This window comes from Ensifer sp. NM-2 (genome assembly GCF_003024455.1).
Taxonomy (GTDB): domain Bacteria; phylum Pseudomonadota; class Alphaproteobacteria; order Rhizobiales; family Rhizobiaceae; genus Ensifer; species Ensifer canadensis.
In genome coordinates this window covers 31663-52262 of sequence record NZ_PVZR01000032.1, presented here as the reverse complement: position 1 = coordinate 52262, position 20600 = coordinate 31663, and the positions used below count along the sequence as shown (strand labels likewise).

General features: G+C 59.8%; 19 protein-coding genes and 4 pseudogenes. 10 read left to right on the top strand and 13 right to left on the bottom strand.

Going from position 1 to position 20600, the window contains the following annotated elements; genetic code table 11:
- The first annotated feature begins 21 nt into the window (after positions 1-21).
- The 3 genes and pseudogenes from C6558_RS35470 to C6558_RS35460 form a co-directional block, all read left to right on the top strand.
- Positions 22-1011 carry a tyrosine-type recombinase/integrase gene (locus C6558_RS35470; RefSeq protein ID WP_107028490.1) on the top strand — a complete coding sequence of 330 codons (990 nt, stop codon included), beginning with the start codon at positions 22-24 and terminating at the stop codon, positions 1009-1011.
- Positions 1012-1495: 484 nt separating this feature from the next.
- Complete coding sequence (locus tag C6558_RS35465) at positions 1496-1795, top strand: DUF736 domain-containing protein (protein ID WP_058328783.1); 300 nt, start codon at positions 1496-1498, stop codon at positions 1793-1795.
- Between the two features lie 162 nt (positions 1796-1957).
- Positions 1958-2128, top strand: a pseudogene (locus tag C6558_RS35460) (DUF736 domain-containing protein); the annotation flags it as partial.
- A 153-nt stretch (positions 2129-2281) separates the two neighbouring features.
- Here the strand turns inward: C6558_RS35460 and traG are convergent.
- The 3 genes from traG to traC are packed head-to-tail and all read right to left on the bottom strand — an operon-like array spanning position 2282 to position 4710.
- A complete protein-coding gene (traG, locus tag C6558_RS35455; RefSeq protein ID WP_107028489.1) occupies positions 2282-4207 on the bottom strand; it encodes a Ti-type conjugative transfer system protein TraG in 1926 nt (641 codons plus the stop codon).
- Positions 4194-4409 (bottom strand): type IV conjugative transfer system coupling protein TraD, encoded by a 216-nt coding sequence (gene traD, locus C6558_RS35450; protein WP_107028488.1) that lies wholly within the window; start codon positions 4407-4409, stop codon positions 4194-4196. Before traD ends, traG begins: the two co-directional genes overlap by 14 nt.
- 4 nt (positions 4410-4413) lie before the next feature.
- Positions 4414-4710, bottom strand: coding sequence for a conjugal transfer protein TraC (gene traC, locus C6558_RS35445; protein ID WP_107028487.1), 297 nt, complete (start codon positions 4708-4710; stop codon positions 4414-4416).
- Positions 4711-4964: 254 nt separating this feature from the next.
- Here traC and traA point away from each other — a divergent pair, with 254 nt between their 5' ends.
- From traA to C6558_RS35420, 5 genes and pseudogenes are all read left to right on the top strand, one after another.
- Entirely contained in the window at positions 4965-8288 is a 3324-nt protein-coding gene (traA, locus tag C6558_RS35440) for a Ti-type conjugative transfer relaxase TraA (protein WP_107028486.1), read from the top strand.
- Positions 8285-8848 carry a conjugative transfer signal peptidase TraF gene (traF, locus tag C6558_RS35435; RefSeq protein ID WP_107028485.1) on the top strand — a complete coding sequence of 188 codons (564 nt, stop codon included), beginning with the start codon at positions 8285-8287 and terminating at the stop codon, positions 8846-8848. The genes traA and traF overlap by 4 nt, the downstream gene beginning before the upstream one ends.
- Positions 8838-10001 (top strand): conjugal transfer protein TraB, encoded by a 1164-nt coding sequence (locus tag C6558_RS35430; RefSeq protein ID WP_107028484.1) that lies wholly within the window; start codon positions 8838-8840, stop codon positions 9999-10001. Before traF ends, C6558_RS35430 begins: the two co-directional genes overlap by 11 nt.
- 9 nt (positions 10002-10010) lie before the next feature.
- Positions 10011-10490, top strand: a pseudogene (locus tag C6558_RS35425) (conjugal transfer protein TraH); the annotation flags it as partial.
- A 241-nt stretch (positions 10491-10731) separates the two neighbouring features.
- Positions 10732-11985, top strand: a complete 1254-nt coding sequence (locus C6558_RS35420; protein ID WP_107028482.1) for an ATP-binding protein — start codon at positions 10732-10734, stop codon at positions 11983-11985.
- A 246-nt stretch (positions 11986-12231) separates the two neighbouring features.
- Here C6558_RS35420 and C6558_RS35415 read toward each other — a convergent pair.
- Positions 12232-12469, bottom strand: a pseudogene (locus C6558_RS35415) (helix-turn-helix domain-containing protein).
- Between the two features lie 213 nt (positions 12470-12682).
- Between C6558_RS35415 and C6558_RS35410 the strand changes: the two are divergent.
- Entirely contained in the window at positions 12683-13015 is a 333-nt protein-coding gene (locus C6558_RS35410) for a transcriptional repressor TraM (protein ID WP_146160947.1), read from the top strand.
- Between the two features lie 7 nt (positions 13016-13022).
- Here the strand turns inward: C6558_RS35410 and C6558_RS35405 are convergent, their stop codons facing one another.
- A complete protein-coding gene (locus C6558_RS35405; protein WP_158268995.1) occupies positions 13023-13238 on the bottom strand; it encodes a LuxR C-terminal-related transcriptional regulator in 216 nt (71 codons plus the stop codon).
- A gap of 253 nt (positions 13239-13491) precedes the next feature.
- Positions 13492-13908, bottom strand: coding sequence for a hypothetical protein (locus C6558_RS35400; RefSeq protein WP_107028479.1), 417 nt, complete (start codon positions 13906-13908; stop codon positions 13492-13494).
- Here C6558_RS35400 and C6558_RS35395 point away from each other — a divergent pair.
- Positions 13890-14950 (top strand): IS630 family transposase gene (locus tag C6558_RS35395; protein WP_199197110.1). Its coding sequence is split into 2 segments (ribosomal slippage): positions 13890-14382 and positions 14382-14950, totalling 1062 coding nucleotides; the frame shifts between segments, so codons are not numbered across the junction. The two genes, C6558_RS35400 and C6558_RS35395, sit on opposite strands and share 19 nt — an antisense overlap.
- On the opposite strand, the gene C6558_RS35390 is transcribed toward C6558_RS35395, so the two are convergent.
- The 7 genes and pseudogenes from C6558_RS35390 to C6558_RS35360 form a co-directional block, all read right to left on the bottom strand.
- Positions 14951-16111 carry a hypothetical protein gene (locus C6558_RS35390; RefSeq protein ID WP_107028477.1) on the bottom strand — a complete coding sequence of 387 codons (1161 nt, stop codon included), beginning with the start codon at positions 16109-16111 and terminating at the stop codon, positions 14951-14953.
- A 441-nt stretch (positions 16112-16552) separates the two neighbouring features.
- On the bottom strand, positions 16553-16807 hold the full coding sequence (locus C6558_RS35385) for a recombinase family protein (RefSeq protein WP_245449285.1): 255 nt from the start codon (positions 16805-16807) through the stop codon (positions 16553-16555).
- Between the two features lie 239 nt (positions 16808-17046).
- Positions 17047-17196, bottom strand: a pseudogene (locus C6558_RS41820) (autoinducer binding domain-containing protein); the annotation flags it as partial.
- Between the two features lie 158 nt (positions 17197-17354).
- The gene (trbI, locus tag C6558_RS35375; protein WP_107028476.1) at positions 17355-18656 is read right to left on the bottom strand and encodes an IncP-type conjugal transfer protein TrbI; all 1302 of its coding nucleotides are present in this window, start codon (positions 18654-18656) and stop codon (positions 17355-17357) included.
- Between the two features lie 10 nt (positions 18657-18666).
- Positions 18667-19104, bottom strand: coding sequence for a conjugal transfer protein TrbH (gene trbH / locus C6558_RS35370; RefSeq protein WP_107028475.1), 438 nt, complete (start codon positions 19102-19104; stop codon positions 18667-18669).
- 3 nt (positions 19105-19107) lie between these two features.
- Positions 19108-19920: a P-type conjugative transfer protein TrbG gene (gene trbG / locus C6558_RS35365; protein ID WP_107028474.1), complete on the bottom strand. Its 813-nt coding sequence runs from the start codon at positions 19918-19920 to the stop codon at positions 19108-19110.
- Between the two features lie 14 nt (positions 19921-19934).
- Positions 19935-20597 (bottom strand): conjugal transfer protein TrbF, encoded by a 663-nt coding sequence (locus tag C6558_RS35360; protein ID WP_107028473.1) that lies wholly within the window; start codon positions 20595-20597, stop codon positions 19935-19937.
- Between the last annotated feature and the right edge of the window lie 3 nt (positions 20598-20600).

The following is a 20600-nucleotide window of genomic DNA, read 5'->3' as shown; positions in this document are numbered from 1 at the left end:
TTTGGTCGGGGAGAACACCGCATGACGGAGCTCGCCCCTCTCATCACTGGCTTCCTGCGAGATTATATGCCTCAGCAGCGAGGCTATAGCCCGCAAAGCTGCGAGACATACGCGTTCAGCTTAAAGCTGCTGTTCAACTTCGCAGCAAGCCGGCTAGGCACTCGCCCGTCGCTGCTTGCCATCGAAGACCTCGACGCACCGATGATCGTGGCTTTCCTTGCGCACATTGAACAGGATCGCGGCAATAGCGCGTCCACACGCAATGTGCGGCTCGCCGCCATCAAGGCGTTCATGCGCTACCTCGAGCACAAGGTGCCCCCCGCACTGAAGCAGATCGGCCGGGTCCATGCGATCCCGACCAAGCGCCATGACCAGAAGCTCATCCGTCATCTGACGATGGACGAGGTCCGCGCAATTCTCAACGCGCCCGACCTGGCGACGAGGTATGGGATCCGTGATCGGGCGATGATGCATCTCTGCTTCGCCGGAGGCTTGCGGGTCTCCGAACTGGTGGGCGTTCAAACAGAGAACCTGTCGCTTCGGCAGGACGCGAGCCTGACAGTTATGGGAAAGGGCCGCAAGGAACGCTGCCTGCCGCTTTGGAAGGAAACTGCGCGGGATCTCCGTGCCTGGCTGAGCGTCCGGGGAGCAGTCCGCGTACCGGAGCTCTTCGTCAATGCTCAGGGCGATCCGATGACCCGCGCCGGCTTCGAGTATGTGCTCGACAAGCATGTCGGCAAGGCGGCCGAGAGGTGCGCATCGCTTCGCGGCCGTCGCGTCTCACCTCATCAGCTTCGGCACGGCTGCGCAGTCGTGATGCTGCAGGCAACCCGCGACATCCGTAAGGTCGCCCTGTGGCTCGGGCACGCCGATATCCGCACGACGGAGGTCTACCTTCGCATGGACCCATCCGAGAAGTTGGAAGCGGTCGAGGCGGCAATCCCCCCTGAACTGAGGCGTGGCCGGTTCAAGGCACCGGATGCTTTGATCGCATCATTGCTCTCCGACTAGGACGTACCCGCGCGTTCCGAACGGGTGCACCCCTGAGCGGAGTTCTGCACCGCTACGGTCTGTTCCGGTTCATCTGATATCGCGCTCGCATAGCCGGTGTGCTTTGTCGGGCGCGGCTAGCGTGGCGCATCGGAAGATGTTGGCCGACCGAGACGACGGAAGGGGTGATGGCACCGGCAGCGGCGCTGATCATGCTGATGAGGAGACACGGATCATTCGCGTCGTTCTCTGCTGACGGCGCAAAGCCCCCCATAGGGCCTGTCTTTTGGGCTGGTCTGGCACCGGACCGGCCCTGGCCTGCAACGGCTCGGCCGACCTTCTTCCCCTGACCGCAAGCGGTCATTCCTCGCGAGCCAACAAGCTCGGCTGCCGCCGTCCTACGCTCACGCTGCGGTCCTTCAGATGCATTCCGTCCGATCCGTCGCCTCTCGACCGCCATCGAGGCCACATCGGGTGGCTTCGGACAACCTCAGGAGACACGACAATGGCTCAGATCGGCACCTTCACCCGCGACGAAAACGGCACCTACGCAGGCACCATCAAAACCCTCACCCTCAACGTCAAGGCCACCATCAAGCCCTGCGACCGCGACAACGACCGCGCCCCAGACTTCCGCGTCACCGCAGGGGGTGTCGAGTTCGGAGCAGGCTGGACCCGCACCGCCCGCGAAACAGGCGCCGAATACCTCTCGCTCAAGCTCGACGATCCGTCCTTCACGGCGCCGGTCTACGCCTCCCTGGTTCAGGGCGACAAGGGCGAGCACAAGCTCATCTGGTCGCGCTGACCAGCCCATGGGCGTTCCGCTCACAGCGGGGCGCCTCCTTCCACTCCATCGGAATTATGCGGAGCAGAATCCGCCGCTATCGTCGACAAATCCAGCCTTCAGCGGCCGGAACTCCGCATAATCACACTCTCAGCATAATCGACGTTTTGCGGTGCACCGCAAAACGTCGAGTTCGGCGCGGCCTGGCAGAAAAGCTCCGAGCAGACCGGTCGCGATTACCTTTCGGTCAAGCTGGACGACCCGAGCTTCCCGGCCCCGATCTATGCGACGCTCGCGGAGGTCGAAGGCGAAGACGGCTACCAGCTGATCTGGTCGCGCCAGAACCGGGACTAGGACAAAAGGACCCCGCCTACGGTGGGGTCCTTTTCTTCGGAGCTACAGCATTTACAGAAATGCTGCAAATGCCGGAGAAATCATGTTCTATATCTAAGTCACACAACATCCATGCCTCACTCGTTCACTTGCGGGCCGGCGATCAGGCGAAGTTCAGCCCTGTTTTTGAGTTCGCGAAAACCTGTTCGTGCCGACGCAAGCCTTCATATCGTCCCGCCGAAACCAGACGGCGCGCCCGCACCGAAGCGGCGCGTTGCCGGCCGTGAAGACGATCTGCTCATCGGCGCGCATCCGCAGGACCTCATGCGCCTGAATCAGCGGTCTGGCAGCAAGCTGCTTCGACCGCGTCCGCGACGATCCCTTCGACTGAAAACTGCGGCTGACCTGATCGATTTCGACGGTGGTGATACCGCAGCGCTTCGAGATGTAGTCAGCGGTGTCGGGATCGTTGATCGCGGCGAACGAGATCCAGCTCGCGCTCTCGAACCATTTGCTGGCGGCATCGCGACCGCCATAGGTCTCGCGCATCTGGCCTATCGACTGGTAGATCATGGTGAGCGTGATGCCGTACTTGCGGCCCGCGTCACGGGCGGTCTCCAGGATGCGCATGTAGCCGAGACGTGCCACCTCATCGAGGAGGAAAAGCGCCCTGCCGTTCACCTCGCCGTCGCGATTGTAGATCGCGTTGAGGAACGAGCCGATGATCACCCGCGCAAGGCCGGAATGGGTCTCCAATGTCTTCAGGTCGATGTTGATGAACACGTCGGTCTTGCCGTCCGCAAGCGCGTCGGTCGAGAAGGTCGAACCGGATACGAGTGCGGCATAGTTGGTGTAGGACAGCCAGTGCGTCTCCTTGACCGCATTGGCGTAGACGCCGGAGAAGGTTTCCGGCGTCATGTTGACGAACGCCGCCACATTTTCTTTCACGAAATCCGAGTTCGAATTGTCGTAAATCTCCTGGAGCCGCTCGCGCAGTTTCGGTTCGGGCTCGGCCAGATTGGACCGAACCTGGCGCAAGGTCTGATTCTCTCGGTCGGTGTGACCGGACAGGCAGACGTCGGCAATCAGCGCGGTCAACAGCTGAAGCGCCGATGCGCGGAAGAAGTCGTCGCGTACACCACGCATACTGCCGGTGTCGCTCATGATCCACGATGCGACCGAGGCGATATCCTCCTCCTTCGTCCCTCCAAATCGACCGATCCAGTCGAGCGCGTTGAACCCGGTTTCCGGCTCCTTCGGATCGAGAATACGGATGAAGCGCGCGGCGCCTTTGCGATGCTCGCGCACCATCGGCGCGACCTCGTTCGAAGGGTCCAGCACGACGAGGCCGCCGCCCCATTTGAGCGCCGTCGGGATTGTCACGGACGTCGTTTTAAAACCGCCCGAACCGGCGAACACGATGCCGTGCGAGGATCCGAACGAACCGTCGAAACACAGCAGCGGCGACTTGCCGCCGGCGCCCCAGGTCTCGGCGTCGTCGGCACGAAACGAGCGCGCCGCCGTGCTGTCCCTGTCGACCCGGTAGCGTTCGCCGATGACGATGCCGCCGGTGTCGGTAAAGAGCTTCGCCGCGTCCTGCATCTTCATCCAGTCGGCCTCACCGTGAAGCGCCCTTTGTCCCCGGATGCGTTTCGGCTCGGGGCGCGCGAAGGCGGCATTGCCGATCAGCGCGACACGTAGCGCAAAGCCTCCCGCCATCAGCGCTGCCGCTGCGCCGATCATCGTCGCAGGGTCGAGATATGAGGCGATGGACTTGCCCGCCGGCACCTGCCCCGCGAATGCCACGAGGCGTGTCATCCCGCGCATCGCCGCGATCAAGATCGCAGCTATGCTTCCGGCAGCGACACCCCAACCCGCGAACTTGATGCTGGCCGAGCCAGCGCTCGCGAACAGGAAGATCACGCCGATCGCCGCGGCGGTGACATAGGGCGCGGCGATGCCCGCCCGGCCCAAAGTCATCCTCGCGGCTTCCGTCTTGCCGAAGGCCGAGAGCCATTGTTCGATTCCGGCCATGCCGATGACCGCCAGCAGCATCAGCACGACTGGGGCGATGGCGAGAGCAACCTTATTCACCGTCATGGCCGAAAGCCTCCACGCCGATTGCGATCAATCGCGTCCGCTCTCCGTCGTCCGCCTTCACCCGGGAACTCAGTTCGATCAGTGCCCCGAGCAGGAGCGCGCGCTTCTCGTATCGCAAGCCGGCCTTGACGATCAGGCCGCCGAGTTCGATTTTCTCGCGCGTGTCCTTCTTGCGGGCATCGGACGTCGTCGTTCTCGCCATCCGCTCAAGCCTCGCCATTGCCGCCCTGAGCCGCGCCAGGCGGGACCATCGCGGTCGATGCGCCGACGCTGGCGGCCCCATCGCCCTTCTTCCCTCCGTTCGAAGCGCCCTGACCTCCGCGAAACCGTTTTGCCAGATCCTCGAAGGCCGCCTGAAGCTCGGCTTCCTCGATCTCGATTTCTCCGAGACCTGCCTTCAGCGCAATCCGGCCGATCCGCTCGGCCTCTCGTGTTTCCGCGGCCTTGAGCTGTTCCTGGAGTCTGGCGATTTCGTCGCGGATTTTGGAGGAAGGCTTCTTCATTCCCGGTCGTCCTTTCATGCCGTTTCACAGTTTGAACGGCATGAGATTCCATGAGATCGGCGTGCCGATCTACTAACAGAAATGCGAGTTGGCGCAGCCAACGCCTTTGAGCATGATCCCGGCCGTTCCAAAGGAGCGGCTTCCAAGGGCGCAATTATACGTCGCTGTCGCGACGTTCTGCTGAGACACCTGGCCGGGCCGCGGCTCTTGGACCGAACTCGTGGATTCGCTCGCAACCGGGAAAGAATTTCGTCGTGGCCGTCCCCCATTTCTCCGTCAACGTCGTTGCCCGCGGTTCCGGCCGCAGCGCCGTGCTGTCGGTCGCCTATCGCCACTGCGCCCGGATGGAATATGAGCGCGAAGCGCGCTTTATCGACTACACCCGCAAGCAGGGCCTCCGGCACGAAGAGTTCGTGATCCCTCCCGGCGCACCCGAATGGTTGAGGTCGATGACTGCCAATCGCTCGGTCTCAGGCGCATCGGAAGCCTTCTGGAATAAGGTCGAGGATTTCGAGAAGCGCTCCGATGCCCAGCTCGCCAAGGATGTCACGATTGCGTTGCCGATCGAACTGACGGCCGAGCAGAATATCGCGCTGGTTCGAGACTTCGTCGAACGGCACATCACCGCCAAAGGGATGGTGGCCGATTGGGTCTATCATGACGCGCCGGACAACCCGCATGTGCATCTGATGACGACACTGAGGCCACTCACCGAGGACGGGTTTGGCGCCAAGAAGATTGCGGTTCTCGGACCGGATGGCAATCCTATCCGCAACGACGCCGGCAAAATTGTCTATAAGCTTTGGGCCGGGAACATCGACGACTTCAACGCCTTTCGCGACGGGTGGTTCGCCTGCCAGAACCAGCATCTGGCAATGGCCGGCCTCGACATTCGCGTCGATGGCCGTTCCTTCGAAAAGCAGGGGATCGATGTGGAGCCGACCATCCATATTGGTGTTGGCGCAACCGCCATCGACCGTAAGGCGGAACAGGCGAAGACGCAGTCGTCGGCAGGTTCGCCAAAACTCGAACGGATCGAGCTGCAGGAGGAGCGTCGGTCAGAAAACGCGCGCCGCATCCAGCGCCGGCCGGAAATCGTTCTCGACCTGATCACGCGGGAGAAAAGCGTCTTCGACGAGCGTGACGTGGCGAAGGTTCTGCTTCGCTATATCGACGATGCCGCCCTGTTCCAAAACCTGGTGGTCCGCGTCGTGCAGAGCCCCGAAGCGCTCCGTCTCGAACGCGAGCAGATCTTGTTTGCGACAGGCACCCGGGTGCCGGCCAAATACACGACGCGCGAGCTGATCCGGCTCGAAGCCGAGATGGCCAACCGCGCGATCTGGCTCTCGATGCGATCTTCGCATGGCGTTCGGAAAGCGGTGCTCGAGGCAACGTACGCGCGCCACTCCCGCCTGTCGGAGGAGCAGAAGACAGCGATCGAGCATGTCGCGGGACCCGAGTGGATCGCGGCTGTCATCGGTCGCGCCGGCGCCGGCAAGACGACGATGATGAAGGCGGCGCGCGAGGCGTGGGAAGCCGCCGGATACCATGTCGTCGGTGGCGCGCTCGCCGGCAAGGCCGCCGAAGGACTGGAGAAGGAAGCAGGGATCGCCTCGCGCACGCTCGCGTCCTGGGAGCTTCGCTGGAACGAAGGCCGAAATCAACTCGATGCAAAGACTGTCTTCGTCCTGGACGAGGCCGGCATGGTGTCGTCGCGGAAGATGGCGCATCTAGTCGAGACGGTGACGAAGGCCGGCGCCAAGCTCATTTTGGTCGGCGATCCGGAACAGCTTCAGCCGATCGAAGCCGGCGCCGCGTTCCGTGCGATTGCCGATCGCATTGGCTACGCCGAGCTTGAAACCATCTATCGTCAGCGCGAGCAGTGGATGCGCGACGCTTCGCTCGATCTCGCCCGCGGCAACGTCCGCAAGGCGGTCGATGCCTACACTGCTCATGGTCGAATGATCGGTTTGAGACTGAAGGACGAGGCTGTCGAGACCCTCATCGCCGATTGGAACCGCGACTACGATCCGGCAAAGACGACTCTGATCCTCGCTCATCTCAGGCGCGACGTGCGAATGCTAAACGACATGGCGCGGGCCGAGCTCGTCGAGCGTCGTATCCTTGACGAAGGATTTGCGTTCCGGACGGAGGACGGACACCGCAACTTCGCTCCCGGCGACCAGATCGTTTTCCTGAAGAACGAGGGCTCTCTCGGTGTCAAGAACGGCATGCTCGGCAAGGTCATCGGAGCCGCGCAAAACCGCATCGTGGCAGAGATTGGCGAAGGCGAGCACCGCCGCCAGGTCACGGTCGAACAGCGCTTCTACAACAATCTCGACCATGGCTATGCCACCACGATTCATAAGAGCCAGGGCGCCACCGTCGACCGGGTCAAAGTGCTCGCGTCGCTCTCCCTCGATCGGCACCTGACCTACGTGGCCATGACCCGCCATCGCGAGGATCTCCGCGTCTATTTCGGCTCTCGATCCTTCGCTTTCGCCGGCGGCCTGATCAAGATCCTGTCGCGAAAGAACGCCAAGGAAACCACGCTCGATTACGAGAAGGCCACCTTCTACCGGCAGGCGCTGCGCTTCGCTGAAGCCCGGGGCCTGCATATCGTCAACGTTGCCCGTACGATCGCCCGCGACCGGCTCGAATGGACGATCCGCCAGAAACAGAAACTGGCTGATTTGGCTCACCGGCTCCTTGCCATTGGCACGAAACTTGGCTTCGGCGCCAGCACCAAACCGAACCACTCCCAAAGCCGCAAGGAGGCCACCCCGATGGTTGCCGGGATCGCGACATTTCCGAAAACGATCGAGCAGGCGGTCGCCGGCAAGCTCGAATCCGATCCGGGTCTCAAGAAGCAATGGGAGGACGTGTCGTCCCGCTTCCATCTCGTCTATGCGCAGCCGGAAGCCGCTTTCAAGGCCGTCAATGTGGACGCCATGCTGAAGGATGAGACCGTCGCCAAATCGACGCTTGCGAAGGTCACCGGTCAGCCGGAAAGCTATGGCGTGCTCAAGGGGAAAACGGGCCTGCTCGCAAGCAGCGCCCACAAGCAGGATCGCGAGAGGGCGGAACGCAACGTTCCTGCTCTTGCTCAAAGTCTCGGCGATTACATGCGCCAGCGCAGCCAGGCCGAACAACGCTATCAAGCGGAGGAAGTGGCGGTCCGTCGCAAGGTCTCGATCGACATCCCAGCGCTGTCTCCGGACGCGCGTCAGACGATCGAGCGTGTGCGCGACGCCGTCGATCGCAACGAACTACCGTCGGCGCTCGAATTCGCCCTCGCCGACAAGATGGTGAAGGCGGAACTGGAGGGATTTGCCAAGGCGGTCGCCCAACGTTTCGGCGAGCGGACCTTCATGCCCCTGGCCGCCAAGGACACGAACGGTGAGACCTTCAAGACGATCACGGCGGGCATGAGCCCCGTTCAGAAAGCGGAGGTCCAGTCGGCCTGGAGCCTGATGCGAGCAGTGCACAAACTCAGTGCCCACGAGCGAACGACCGAAGCCCTGAAGCACGCGGAGACGCTCCGCCAAGCCAAGGGTCAGGGGATGTCGCTGAAATGAACAGGCCTCTCGTAAAAATAGGGCCGGCGCGGTGGCCGTACACATGGCTCCTTCCCGCGGTGGCGACGGTGACAGTGCTTCTCGGTGCAATCGTGATCGCCGGGCTCGGTGGCTATCGGATCAACCTCACCCCGAGCGAACCACTCGGTCTCTGGCGTATCGTCAAGCTCGATCGCGCAGCTGTTGTCGGCGATCTCGTCTTCATTTGCCCGCCTCGATCGGCAGCCATGCAGGAGGCGCGTAGTCGCGGTTACCTGCGCTCCGGCCTTTGCCGGGGCGGCATCGCCCCGCTGATCAAGACGGTCATTGCCGTTGCCGGACAGCGCGTCGCCGTTGGCGTGAGCGTCAACGTCGACGGACATCCGGTTGCCCACTCCGCTCTTCAGCACCGGGACGGACAGGGGCGGCCGATGGCCGGGTTCTCCGGCGGTGTCCTGCCGGCGGGTAGCGTCTTCCTGCACTCGCCGTTCGCGGGTTCCTATGACTCCCGATATTTCGGTCCCGTCCCCGCTTCCGGCATCCTCGGCCTGGCACGCGAGGTTCTGACCTATGCGCCCTGATCGCCTCAAACCAACGCTGCTGATCATTGCTGCGATCCTTGCCGGGACAATCGGATGGTGTGGTCATGTCTTGCTGCTTCCGGTCGCACTGGCATTCCCAATTATTTGGGCGCGAGCGCAAACCAGATCGGTGGCGGCGATTGTTTCAGCCGGGTATTACCTGGCGGCGTCGCGCGGTCTGCCACAAGGGGTGGCGGCCTTCTACGCGTCCGGTCTATGGCTGGGCTTATTGCTCTGGCTATGTGCCTCCCTGAGCTTCGTCACGGTGCATGCGGTACTCTGGACGAAGGAACTTGGTGTTCGTCCGTTTCGCTATCTGCTGGCGGTTGTCCTCATGGCGGTGCCACCCTTCGCCATCACCGGCTGGACACATCCCGTGACAGCCGCCGGCGTTCTATTTACCGGATGGGGGTGGTGGGGACTGGCGGCAATTACAGCCGGCCTCATGGGCCTCGTAACCCGCATGTGGCCGGCTGTTGCAATCGCCTTCGCAGGGCTTTGGCTCTGGTCCGCCGCCTTCTGGACCGATCCGAAACTACCTGAGGGCTGGCGGGGCGTCGATCTCCAATTGGGGTCGTCTCTGGGTCGGGACGCCAGTATGCAGCGCCACCGTGATCTGATTGCCACGGTGAAGGACCTTGCATCTGGCGGCATCTCGAATGTCGTCTTGCCGGAAAGCGCCCTTGGTCTTTGGACGCCGACAGTCGAACGGCTTTGGATCAAAGCTCTTCAGGGCACGATAATTTCGGTGGTCGCCGGCGCCGCCGTCGTCGATGCTGAGGGATATGACAATGTGCTCGTCGTCCTCCCCGCCGACGGCGGCAGGATCCTCTATCGGGAGCGAATGCCGGTCCCGGGCTCGATGTGGCAGCCATGGCGGTCGTGGCTCGGCGAGACCGGCAGCGCCCGTGCGCATTTCTTCGCCAATCCGACTGCGGCCATAGGTGATCACCAGGTCGCGCCCCTGATTTGCTACGAGCAGCTCGTCGTCTGGCCGGTCCTGCAATCGATGCTCCGCGATCCGGATTTTATCGTCGCGGTCGGAAACGGATGGTGGACCAAAGGAACATCCATTGTCGCGATCCAACGGGCCAGCACCATCGCCTGGGCAAAGCTCTTCGCAAAACCCCTTGTTCCTTCCTTCAACACTTGAAGTCCGAGGAGACTGATCCTCGTTCCCAAAGCGAAAACCGCGGACGCGGCGATCGAGATCATTCGGCAAAATGTCGGGCATGCGGTCGTTCGGGTTGGCCTGACGCAGTTTCCGGCTGGTGTCGGCGTGAGGGACGAGCTGAAACCCGACCTTGTCGAGCCCTGTGCCAACCTTCGCAAGGGAACGGCGATGTTCGCCAAAATCCTTCGAATTGTGACCAAGTGGCACGAAAACCTCAAGAGGGAGGAGGGCTTCCCTCAGATATTCGATGACGCCGTTTATGCGTGGAAGACGGGCGCGTTTGAGGGGGAGAGCGTGTTTCAGGCAGAGGATCCGGGCGGCGCGGTAGCCGAGCAGCCCAGCAGTGCCGTCCAGCGCGATGCGGCAACGACGGTTGATCAATCTGTCGAGCCGGCCGCGTCGTCTCAATCGAAGGTGGAGGATGCTGGCATCCGGATCGAACTCTCTCGGCCCGGTGGCCAGCATTAGCGTCCGTCCATGCGGGGTGTCGAGGTCTATTCAAAGTTAGGGTCAATGCAGAAAATTAGTGCGATTGAAAATGCATGACATTAGTGTAATTCTCCGAGATGTTAGTCCGCGCCGGCAACCTGTAATTTGACAGGAGTGCGATTCGATCGAGGCTGGCGCCGCTTTTAATTAGCCGTGGCGGAAATTAAAATTAACCGAACGCGTACTTTAAATTGGCCGAGAATTCGGTTAATGATAGCCGATGACAGACCCGCCGCCACCGAAAAAGCTCATTGAACGCAAAGCCCGACCGATCGTCGAAACTGCGCTGGCGGACACACGTGTCGTACTCATCGCCGGTCCGCGGCAAGCCGGAAAGACGACCCTTGCGCGACAGGTCTCTGGCTCCGCTCGTCCATTTATCACCCTCGACGATATTGGTACGCTGAATGCAGCAAAGACCGATCCGATCGGCTTTATCCGAGGCATCAAACGGGCCGTGATTGACGAGGTGCAACGGGCGCCCGAACTGATACTGGCGATCAAGGAAAGCGTTGACCGCGATGACGAGCCCGGGCGGTTCTTGCTCACGGGTTCAGCCAATCTGGCCACCGTTCCGGCGATTGCAGACTCGCTCGCCGGTCGTATGGCCGTTGTCCCATTATTGCCATTTGCCCAATCTGAAATCCGATCTACTCCGGGTCGTCTCCTGGATCGGCTGTTTGCCGGAGAGGAGCCTTCCACAGGGGAGGACACGGTGGTTGGCGACGACCTGCTGTTGACGGTGCTACAGGGCGGCTATCCAGAAGCTTTGCGTCGGCCGACGCCCGGCCGGCGGACTGCTTGGCTGGAAGATTATGTGAAATTGATCCTCGACCGCGACGTGCGTGATATCGCCAACATCGATCAGTTGGACCGGCTTCCGCGGCTGCTCGATGTCCTAGCGGAGCACGCCGGACAATTGGTCAATCATAGCAGTTTCGGTGCGGCGCTCGGATTGTCGAGCATCACAGCACAGAAATACGTTGCTATCCTTGAGCGCCTGTTTCTGATTAGGACACTTGTCCCGTGGTCCAACAACCGCTTGAGCCGGCTCGTCAAGACACCAAAGCTTCACTTTCTTGACACAGGCTTGCTTGCCACTTTGCGAGAGGATGAAGCGGATGTGTTGCGCGACAACAAAAGTCGTTTTGGCGCCCTTCTTGAAAGCTTCGTGGTGTCAGAACTGCTGAAGTTGGCATCCTGGTCAGACCGGCGTTTATCCTTCTCGCATTACCGGACGAGAGACCGAGATGAAGTCGATGTCATCATCGAGGACCGGCGCGGCCGGATCGTTGGGATAGAAGTAAAGGCGTCGGCAACGGTGAAGTCTGACGATTTTCGCGGGTTGCGCCAGTTACAAGACGCGGTGGGCGATCGTTTCGTGCGAGGACTCGTCTTACACGACCACGACCGAGTGACGCCATTTGGAGAAAAGCTCCAAGCGGCCCCGCTATCTCTTCTATGGACAATGTGAGCCGCGAGCGAGCGGCGTCGGGCGTTCAGATGCCCGGACCATTCGCTCATCCCAGTTCGATCTGTGATCGCCAGGAGCACCAGACGGCAGGCCCAGTTTTCCATATCGCGAGCGCAAGGGTGGCATAGATGACCAATTGAAATACACATGGCGGCCAATTGAAAGCGTCGATCCACGACCCGAACCGTATTTTCGGTATGAATGACGATCTCGAAGGACCGGAAGACCCCTAGGCCCGCCGCTTCGTCAGTCAGATTTCATATCGAACTTGGCGTCATCGGTCGGCATGACCGGATCAGCATGGCTGACATTTAGCGCTTGAGCGAGTTCGTACAGGGTAATGATCGACGGGTTCCGCCGACCGCGTTCGAGGCCGCTGAGGTACTGCTGGCTAATGCCCGACCGCGCCTCGACCTGCTCCTGCGTCAGGCCTTTCTCCCGACGGAGGCGCGAAGTTCGAGCCGACCAGTTTGCGCATATCCATGCGCCAGAACATCGTCGTTTACATACTTTAAGTTTATCAACTACAATATGTACTGGCACTTCGGAACCATGACTCCCGCCCTTTTCGAGGCGGACGAAATTGGTTAGTAGTCGCGGGGTGTCCGATGCGTGTCGGGCAATTTCGGTCGAAGCATGTCGGCTTCGGCTTCCGGATGTCTTCACAATCAATGCAGAGACGAACCGCAAGGGGCGAATGCTGGTGAATAGAGCGGGCGCGAAACGCAACGATCTCGTCTCGGGCGGCAAGTTGGTGTTGAGGCCGCTCATCGGCCTGATGGGTGGCCTGAAGCTCGACGAAATCGAGTGTTTCGTCATTGAAGAAATCGAGAAGCATCGTCGCCTGCGTGACGAAGCGGTTCGGATCGAATCCTCTCTGGACTCCGAGACGGATCAAATCGAGGTCACGGAAAACAGGCGGGCGTACATTTCCGCGATGATCGCCGTTCACGCACAGCAGACGGTCGTATCAACGCTTCTCGACGTCCTGGGCTACATTCCCGAGACCCTAAAGACGACACCCCACTAAGCTTCCGTCAGATCAATCCGAACTCTTTCGCCAACGCGGTCGCCTGCGGAAGAGTCGAGGCTCCGAGCGCGCTCTTGGCGTTGCGCAGGAAGAAGCAGACGTTTGCGTAGGTGGTGTTTTCGATGATGGCGATAGCGTTCATCGATTTGCCTTCGGCCGACCACCGAAGGCAGGTGAGTTCGTCGGATTTCAGGCGGATATTGCTGCGACGCGCAGGCCGCAACCGCATCAGCTCCAATCGGGAGTGCACCTGACCGAAGGACGCCGCGCGCCAACCGGGGATAGGTTCAGGATACGTGTAAAAACCGGTCACAAGGAGGGCATCGCGTTTATTTCCCGCTAAACAACGCCGCGACAGAACAAACCTTGAACGCTGCACAGTTCTGCGAAACAGTAGGAAAGCGTGGTGCAGGAAACGCCATAACCTTCCAATTGCTATACTTGACTATTATGACGGTCGAGTACTGAATGCGCCTTCACCGCCCGAACGAGCGCTCTCGTCTCCGTATGGTGTCGATGAACTTCTCTTGCGCCCGTTGAAGTTTTTCTGGAATTACCTCTGCAATTGACCGTATTGTCTCCACTCGTTCGCGATCGAGGAGCGACCTGTCGCTAGATGCCCTGTTGAGCCTTTCGCGGAGATTGCCGCGAAACGCGTGACTGCTTAAATCAAGCGTATTGCCAAGTTCCCCGTTCTCGCGTCGCAAATCTTTAAGTATGAATTCGTGATCTGGTAGTAGGTATTTAAAGGCTTTCGCAATTGTGTCCGATGCATCTTTCTCGAGGGAATAATACGCCGCCTCGCTGACCTCGACTCTTTGGCCTTCCCAAAGCGCGGTGAATCTGAATCTCTGGTGCAAACCGGAGGTCTGCGATGCGATCAGGGATTTCATTACGTGACGATTTTGATGGAGAAGGTCTGCGGCGACTGGCGCGGCAGACGAAGGACGCAGCCCAGGCACGACGTCTGTTGGCACTCGCGTCGATCTACGATGGAGGCTCGCGTTCCGATGCCGCCCGCCTCGGCAACGTCACGCTCCAAATTGTCCGGGACTGGGTCATGCGGTTCAACGAACGCGGTCCCCAAGGCCTGATCAATGGCAAGGCTCCCGGCCCGCAGTCGCGCTTGAACGATCAGCAGCGTGCGGCCCTGGCGCAGACCATCGAGCGTGGGCCGACACCCTATCTCGACGGCGTTGTTCGCTGGCGTCTGTGCGACCTGGCTCAATGGCTTTGGGAAGAGTTTCGCGTTTCGGTAAGCGAGCAAACGCTGAGCCGCGAAGTACGGGCCATGGGCTATCGCAAGCTGGCTGCCCGGCCCAAACATCACGCTCAAGACCCTCAAGCCATTGAGGATTTTAAAAAAGTTTCCCCGCTGCAGTGGCACAGATTGCCGCCGGAGCAGCCCGAGGAAAACGGATAGAGATTTGGTTCGAGGATGAGGCCCGTATCGGGCAAAAGAACAAGATCACGCGCCGTTGGGCCAGGCGCGGAACACGGCCTTCAGCACCGCACGATCAGCGCACAAGGTCGGCCTACATCTTCGGCGCAATCTGCCCGAAGCTCGGCAAGGCGGCGGCGCTGGTCATGCCATGGTGCGACACCTACGCAATGACCCAGCATCTGGCCGAAATCGCCCGGCACGTCGATCGCGACGCGCACGCTATCCTCATCATGGACCAGGCAGGCTGGCACATGTCCAACAATCTCGTCGTGCCCGAAAACATCACCATCCTGCCATTGCCGCCGAAGTCGCCGGAACTCAACCCGGTCGAAAACCTCTGGCACTTCATGCGCGACAACTGGCTCTCAAACCGCGTCTTCAAATCCTACGACGACATCGTCGATCATTGCTGCGATGCCTGGCGAAAGCTCGAAAGCCAGCCCTGGCGCATTATGTCTATCGGTCGCAGAGAATGGGCCAATGAGTTTTGATCAGTGAGGGGCCGTATAAGGTTGATCTTTTTTTCTGAGAATAGCAATTGCTTTGTCAATGAGACGCTTCTGGTCTTCCGGTTTTAGATCATCAATGTGCTCCGATTTTGCAGAGAGCAATTTTGCTTTGAACTTGTCAATGCTCGAGTCGAGCAATCTGCCAAGGTTCGGGCGTTCATGCCGTATATCGTCAAGCTTCGAATGGTGTTCTGGGTCAAGACAATGGTGCGCTTTGGCGATTGCTTCAGCCGCCTTGCTTCGCCGAAAAGTGGACAGGTTTCCTTCTTCGCAAAATATCCCAATTGCTCGGTCAATGAGATGCAGCTGATCGTCACGCGCCATGTCGTCAATATGCGTTGCTCTTGCGGCGAGCGATATCGCTTCGAACTTTTCGATGTGTGAATCAAGTAACTTGCCAAGGTCCGCCCGCTTACTTCGTAAGTCGTCAATCAAAAGGTGGTGGTCAGTGTCCAGATAGTTAAAAGCTTTCGCAATCACTTCGGCGGCCATTTCGCGCCGAAAGGTGTTGGGCTGCCCTTCCTCTCCAAAGAAGGCAATTGCTTCGTCAATGAGAGATTTTTGATCTTTATGATCCAGGTCACCAATATATCCAGCAAGTGTTGCCATCGCGTCCGCTTTAGCGTCCACATTGGAAATGTTGAGTACGTCTCTGACAATCTCGGACCTCTGATCATCAGACAGAAACTTAATAATTGGTCCCACTGCCCAAATAAGATCGCCTGCAGGTGCTGGTGGGTTCAATTCCTCCACTTCGTCGTCAGGACCAGGCCTCACTTCCGGAAGTCCGTTTTTCGGATATGTTTTTTCGTGCAAGTCTTTTGCTGTACTACCGGCCTCGTTAAGCTTGGTATGAAACGCCCCTAAGGGTATCGTTTCCACGAAGTCGCGCGTTGCTGGGCTCAGCAGCTTGAGCTTGGTGATGTTGTTTGCCGCCTTTCTTGGATCATCATCGTACAGATAATTCGCCACTTTGTTCAAAATCTGAAAAGCAGCTTCTGTTTCAGCCGTAGACTTTTCATGTTCCGTGTCTACTCGCTCGCTCGTGGAAGGAGCATCAGCGGTCCTGTTATGCTCCAATCGGTCGGCTTGTCGGTGGCGAGCACTTGCCAGCATTCGATCCCAGGCTGAATCATTGCCCATACTTTTGAACCTCACGTTTTTTCAAGTTTGGTGTCATTACAGGTGCTAACTGGCCCAGATCGTCGGCGCCCTTTGAAATGTTGGCGTTAACGTCTTCAAAGACGTTTGCTGAGGCAGAAGATGCCTGAGCCTGTAACAGGCTGGCGAGGGATTTTTGCTTACATATGAAATGATCGGCCGGTGCCCCTGTTTCGAGTGACTATCATGGTGGCCGCCGGGGTCGAAGATGATCCCGGATGAGGACCCTCGAACGCGCAGCCCCACAGGGTCATGGCCCAATGATCGCCGAGCGCTTCGTTGATCGCTTCAGGTTCAAAATCAAAGACCCATGACAGACCAGAAATGGTCGGACATCACCTCCTCCTCCAGAATAGAACGCCCAGTCGTCACAGCCGAGGAATTTGATCAGCCCGCTCAAAACCGAATGTTTGCCTTCATGCGCTATTCCTGTCTGATCTGCTTGACGATTTCGCCAACGCGGCCGCGACTGGCCTTTTGTCCGATTTTCTCATGAATCTTGCGGATGCTGAGATCGGTTGAGGCGGCGAGCGCCTTGATCTCCTCAACCATTCGGCGCGAGAGCGGGGGGCGGCCGAGATGCTTGCCCCGCGCCGCTGCCGCCTTCATGCCGGCGGTGACGCGCTCGCTGATCAGCGACGACTCCAATTCAGCCATGGCGCCGATGATGGTGAACATGGCCCGTCCCATGGGGCTGGCGGTGTGAAGACGGTTTGCCCGTCACGCCAGAGCTGGCAGCCTCCCTAAGCCCCTATGCCCGAGCGAAAATCCGGCGCTTCGGGAAATACTCTATCGACATGGAGGATATCCCGAAGCCACTCGCCCCAGTCCCTCTGCCGTTCGATAGACCTTTGTGACCGGTTTTTACACGTATCCTGCGCTACCCGAACCGGATAGAGGACCTGTGCTTCGGCGAAATCCATTTCGCTCGATGCAAGCGTGAGCATCGCCATCCGGCCGAAGCCAGTCTTGATGGGAATCGTTATCCCGTGGATCCCGAACTCGGCGGCCTCGCCGAAGAACTTTCGACGCTCCTTCTCGTCCGGCCGGTCACGACATTCGACCAAGCAAAGGCTTCCTGGCGATCGGCAGCTTACGTGCGCGTGAAGGGCAGATGATTCAAGTGCAGCAAAACTAAAAAGTTGACTTCGAGCTGAAAGAATTTCCCTATATGTGATTGTGTAACAGCAAATACACGCACGCAAATCAACTTTGCGCCCACGGCTCAGCCTGAAGTGTAGGCCGAGGGGAAAATGATGTCCTGGTCAACGAGAACATTGAAACGATAGCCCGGTCGAATATTGATCGTCGGCTGCACATTGAGGTTCTTGGAGATCGTTTGCTCGGCGACGCGGCCGAAGCTCTCGGCGAAGTTCTGTCGTGCGGCGTCCGACGCGGTATCCTGCGTCGCAAGCGTCGAGCTCTGGGGCATCGACATATCGATGCCCGTGCCAATGAGCGCCACAAGCGCGGCCGAACTCCACGTCCGCCAGAGATGCCGATCGACCATATCCTTGAAGCCGCCATACCCTTCCGCATCCGACCCCGCCATACCGCCGACCTGAAGCGTCGAGCCATTGGGGAAGATCAAGTCAGTCCAGACAACCAACACCCGCTCCTGCCCGAAAGAGATCTTGGAGTCGTAGCGGCCGAAAAGCTTTGCGCCCTGCGGAATGAGAAGGCGGTAGCCGGTGGCGCTGTCGTAGACGTTCTGGCTAACCTGCGCCGTGATCCGCCCGGGGAGATCGGAGTTCAAACCAGTGATAAGGGCTGCGGGAATGACCGATCCGCGCTTCAACCCGTAAGGCGAAAACTGGGGAACGACCTTGTTTGGGAGGTAGCCGAGGTCCTTGATGTCCTGGTTGAAGAAATCCTCCTTCGAGGCTTGAGCGTTCGGATCGACGTTCTGTCCCATGAGGCCGGTTTCCATGGCGGCTGCATAGAGGTCCGAGGCGTTGTTTGCCGTCGCAGTCGTCATCTGCCGGCCCGTGTCTGTGGAGTCGTTGGCGGCTTTGTCGGCATCGGAAATATCGACCTTCAATGGGGAGTCGAGCGCCGTTGCCCGCGCCTGCAGCCGGGCCATGCGCTGGCGCTGGGCCTCGCGGATATACTGTTCGTCCTGTTCGCGCTTCAGCCGGGCCTTCCATTCCGCTTCGGACTCGAGCCTGGCTCGCCGATCTTGCTGTTCAGTCGGCCGGCGCTCGACGGCTGGCTCCTGTTTCTCGACCTTCTGCTCGGTCACAGGCGTCGGCTGGAAAGTTTCGCGTTCGACTGGCTCGCCGATAATTCCGTCGGTCACACCGCGTTTGAGCTGGTCACCGAAGTTCGTTGCAGGTGTATTCGATGCGCTGTCGATAACGTTGCTGCGGTTGAACGGCAGACCGCGCCACGACAGCCCGATCACGACCACACCTACGAACAGCGCGACAATAGCGATGGCGATGATGATCGGCAGCCGATTGAGGCGGCGCATGCCGTTCTGATCTTCGGCCCGATTGGAGGCGCCGAGCTGCAGAGACTGGACCATTCTCGCCTCTTCAGTTGTGCTGCCGGATGGAGAGTGGGCTTGCCGGCGTGGCGCCGGCCGCCGATGTCGTATAGGCCCGCCCAAGTGTGACAGATGGTGTCGAGAGCCTTGCAAGCACCTGACCATCGACGCCATCGATCGAATAGGCGAGCTCGACCGGTTTGACGTCCGTGCCCACCTTGCCATCGGTGATGACTGGATAACCCCAGCCCTTAAGAGCCGCCTCGAGAGCCGTCGCGAAGTCGGACAAGTCCTTTGCTATTCTGAGCGTCGTCGTGCCGGAGGGGCCGATCTGCTCGGCGAGCCGGCTCGCCATGTCACCGGCAATCGCACTGGCGGCCGGGCCGGTGACGGCGACGGGCGTGGAACTGGTGGTCAACCCATCCTCGGCCGTTTGGCAGCCGGCAAGAAAAGCCGCCGCGATGATGAAGACGACAAGCTTGTGCATGGTTCAGCCTCCCCGCCGGATGGTGATTTTCTGCTGGCGCCAGCCAACGCCGGACACGAGGATCGCCTTGTCGACCGCGTAGTCGATGATCATCATGTCGTTCTTCATCCGGTAATTGACGATGCGGTTCTGGCCGCCGGAGACGACGAAGAGCACTGGCGCATCCTGCCCCGAGATCGATTTCGAGAACTGGATGTAGGTTTTCGTGCCATCCGAATAGACCCGCTTCGGCTTCCACGGCGCGGAGCCGCTGACGGAATATGAGAAGTTTAGTTTGTCGGGTGCCGTCCCTGGAATTCCCCCGGTCTCAAGCCGAGAATTGATATCGGCGAGCTTGGTCGAGACATCCTCGGGATACTCGAAGCCCACGCGGGCCATATATTGATTAGGATGGGACTTGAGCTGGATATGATAGGTGCGTATCGAGGTCGTCACCACCATCGAGGTAACGAGACCGGGTTCTGAGGGTTTCACGATCAGGTGGATGGCCTGGCCGCCAGTGGCACCTGACGTTGCCGGTTCGACCTTCCAGCGGACGGTGTCGCCGACCAGGACGTCGCGGACAATTTCCCCGCCCTGGAGCTCGATATCGCAGACCTGCAACGGCGAGCAGACGACGGACGGCTGCGTTTCACCGAACAGGAAGATCACCTTTCCGTCAGGACCCGTGGTGACGAGGCCCGGCGTTCCCCGCCACTTGTTCGACAGCCTGGTGCCCTTGACCTCGTTGCTCGTCATGCTCTGCGCGTGGGCGCCACCCATAAAGACGAGTCCGGCCATGCAGCCAGCGGCTGCCATCAATCCTGTTCTGTGCATTGAAAACCCCTGCCTCAAAGCTGTGCTGTCCAGTCGAAATCTCGGACATAGAGTCCAATGGGATTGAGGCGGATGGCCGCCTCGTCCTGCGGCGCGGTCAGCGCCACAGTCGCGATCCCGCGAAACCGGCGTGTGCCCGTTTCCTTGCTCTTGCGGTCCCGCTCGTATTCGGTCCAATCGATCTGATAGGTCTGGTTCGAGAGTGCCACGATGTTGTTGACCTCGATGGCGACCGTTGCGGTCTTTGCCTTCTCGAACGGTGAGTTGGTGCGAAACCACGAATTGATTTTTTCGGTGGATGGGTCGGACATGCGCAACAAGGCATAGGTCCGATCAATGTATTGCTTCTGCACCACGGTGTCGGGCGTTATCGAACGGAAGCTGGTCACGAAATTGCCGAGCGTGGAGCGCACCACCCGCACATCCGCATATTCGATCTGTTCGGGGAAGCCGGCGGTTACTGCCGTACCCAGTTTGTCGACCTGGACGATATAGGGCACCAGCTTGACCTGGGTGCTGAGATACATTGAATACCCGAAGCCGATGACCGCCATGGAGAGACCAAGAATGCCGACGATCCGCCACGCGGTTGCAGCCTGCACATAGGATCCGTATCGCTCACTCCACTCCTGACGGGCGGCAATATAGGGGTTTTCGGGGGCGCCGTTCGCTGCCATCGA

Excerpts from the sequence above, each read along its gene's own strand:
- C6558_RS35470 (WP_107028490.1), top strand. The coding sequence starts at position 22 with ATGACGGAGCTCGCCCCTCTCATCACTGGCTTCCTGCGAGATTATATG.
- C6558_RS35465 (WP_058328783.1), top strand. The coding sequence starts at position 1,496 with ATGGCTCAGATCGGCACCTTCACCCGCGACGAAAACGGCACCTACGCA.
- traG (WP_107028489.1), bottom strand. The coding sequence starts at position 4,207 with ATGACGGTGAATAAGGTTGCTCTCGCCATCGCCCCAGTCGTGCTGATG.
- traD (WP_107028488.1), bottom strand. The coding sequence starts at position 4,409 with ATGGCGAGAACGACGACGTCCGATGCCCGCAAGAAGGACACGCGCGAG.
- traC (WP_107028487.1), bottom strand. The coding sequence starts at position 4,710 with ATGAAGAAGCCTTCCTCCAAAATCCGCGACGAAATCGCCAGACTCCAG.
- traF (WP_107028485.1), top strand. The coding sequence starts at position 8,285 with ATGAACAGGCCTCTCGTAAAAATAGGGCCGGCGCGGTGGCCGTACACA.
- C6558_RS35430 (WP_107028484.1), top strand. The coding sequence starts at position 8,838 with ATGCGCCCTGATCGCCTCAAACCAACGCTGCTGATCATTGCTGCGATC.
- C6558_RS35420 (WP_107028482.1), top strand. The coding sequence starts at position 10,732 with ATGACAGACCCGCCGCCACCGAAAAAGCTCATTGAACGCAAAGCCCGA.
- C6558_RS35410 (WP_146160947.1), top strand. The coding sequence starts at position 12,683 with ATGCTGGTGAATAGAGCGGGCGCGAAACGCAACGATCTCGTCTCGGGC.
- C6558_RS35400 (WP_107028479.1), bottom strand. The coding sequence starts at position 13,908 with ATGAAATCCCTGATCGCATCGCAGACCTCCGGTTTGCACCAGAGATTC.
- C6558_RS35390 (WP_107028477.1), bottom strand. The coding sequence starts at position 16,111 with ATGGGCAATGATTCAGCCTGGGATCGAATGCTGGCAAGTGCTCGCCAC.
- C6558_RS35385 (WP_245449285.1), bottom strand. The coding sequence starts at position 16,807 with ATGTTCACCATCATCGGCGCCATGGCTGAATTGGAGTCGTCGCTGATC.
- trbI (WP_107028476.1), bottom strand. The coding sequence starts at position 18,656 with ATGGTCCAGTCTCTGCAGCTCGGCGCCTCCAATCGGGCCGAAGATCAG.
- trbH (WP_107028475.1), bottom strand. The coding sequence starts at position 19,104 with ATGCACAAGCTTGTCGTCTTCATCATCGCGGCGGCTTTTCTTGCCGGC.
- trbG (WP_107028474.1), bottom strand. The coding sequence starts at position 19,920 with ATGCACAGAACAGGATTGATGGCAGCCGCTGGCTGCATGGCCGGACTC.
- C6558_RS35360 (WP_107028473.1), bottom strand. The coding sequence starts at position 20,597 with ATGGCAGCGAACGGCGCCCCCGAAAACCCCTATATTGCCGCCCGTCAG.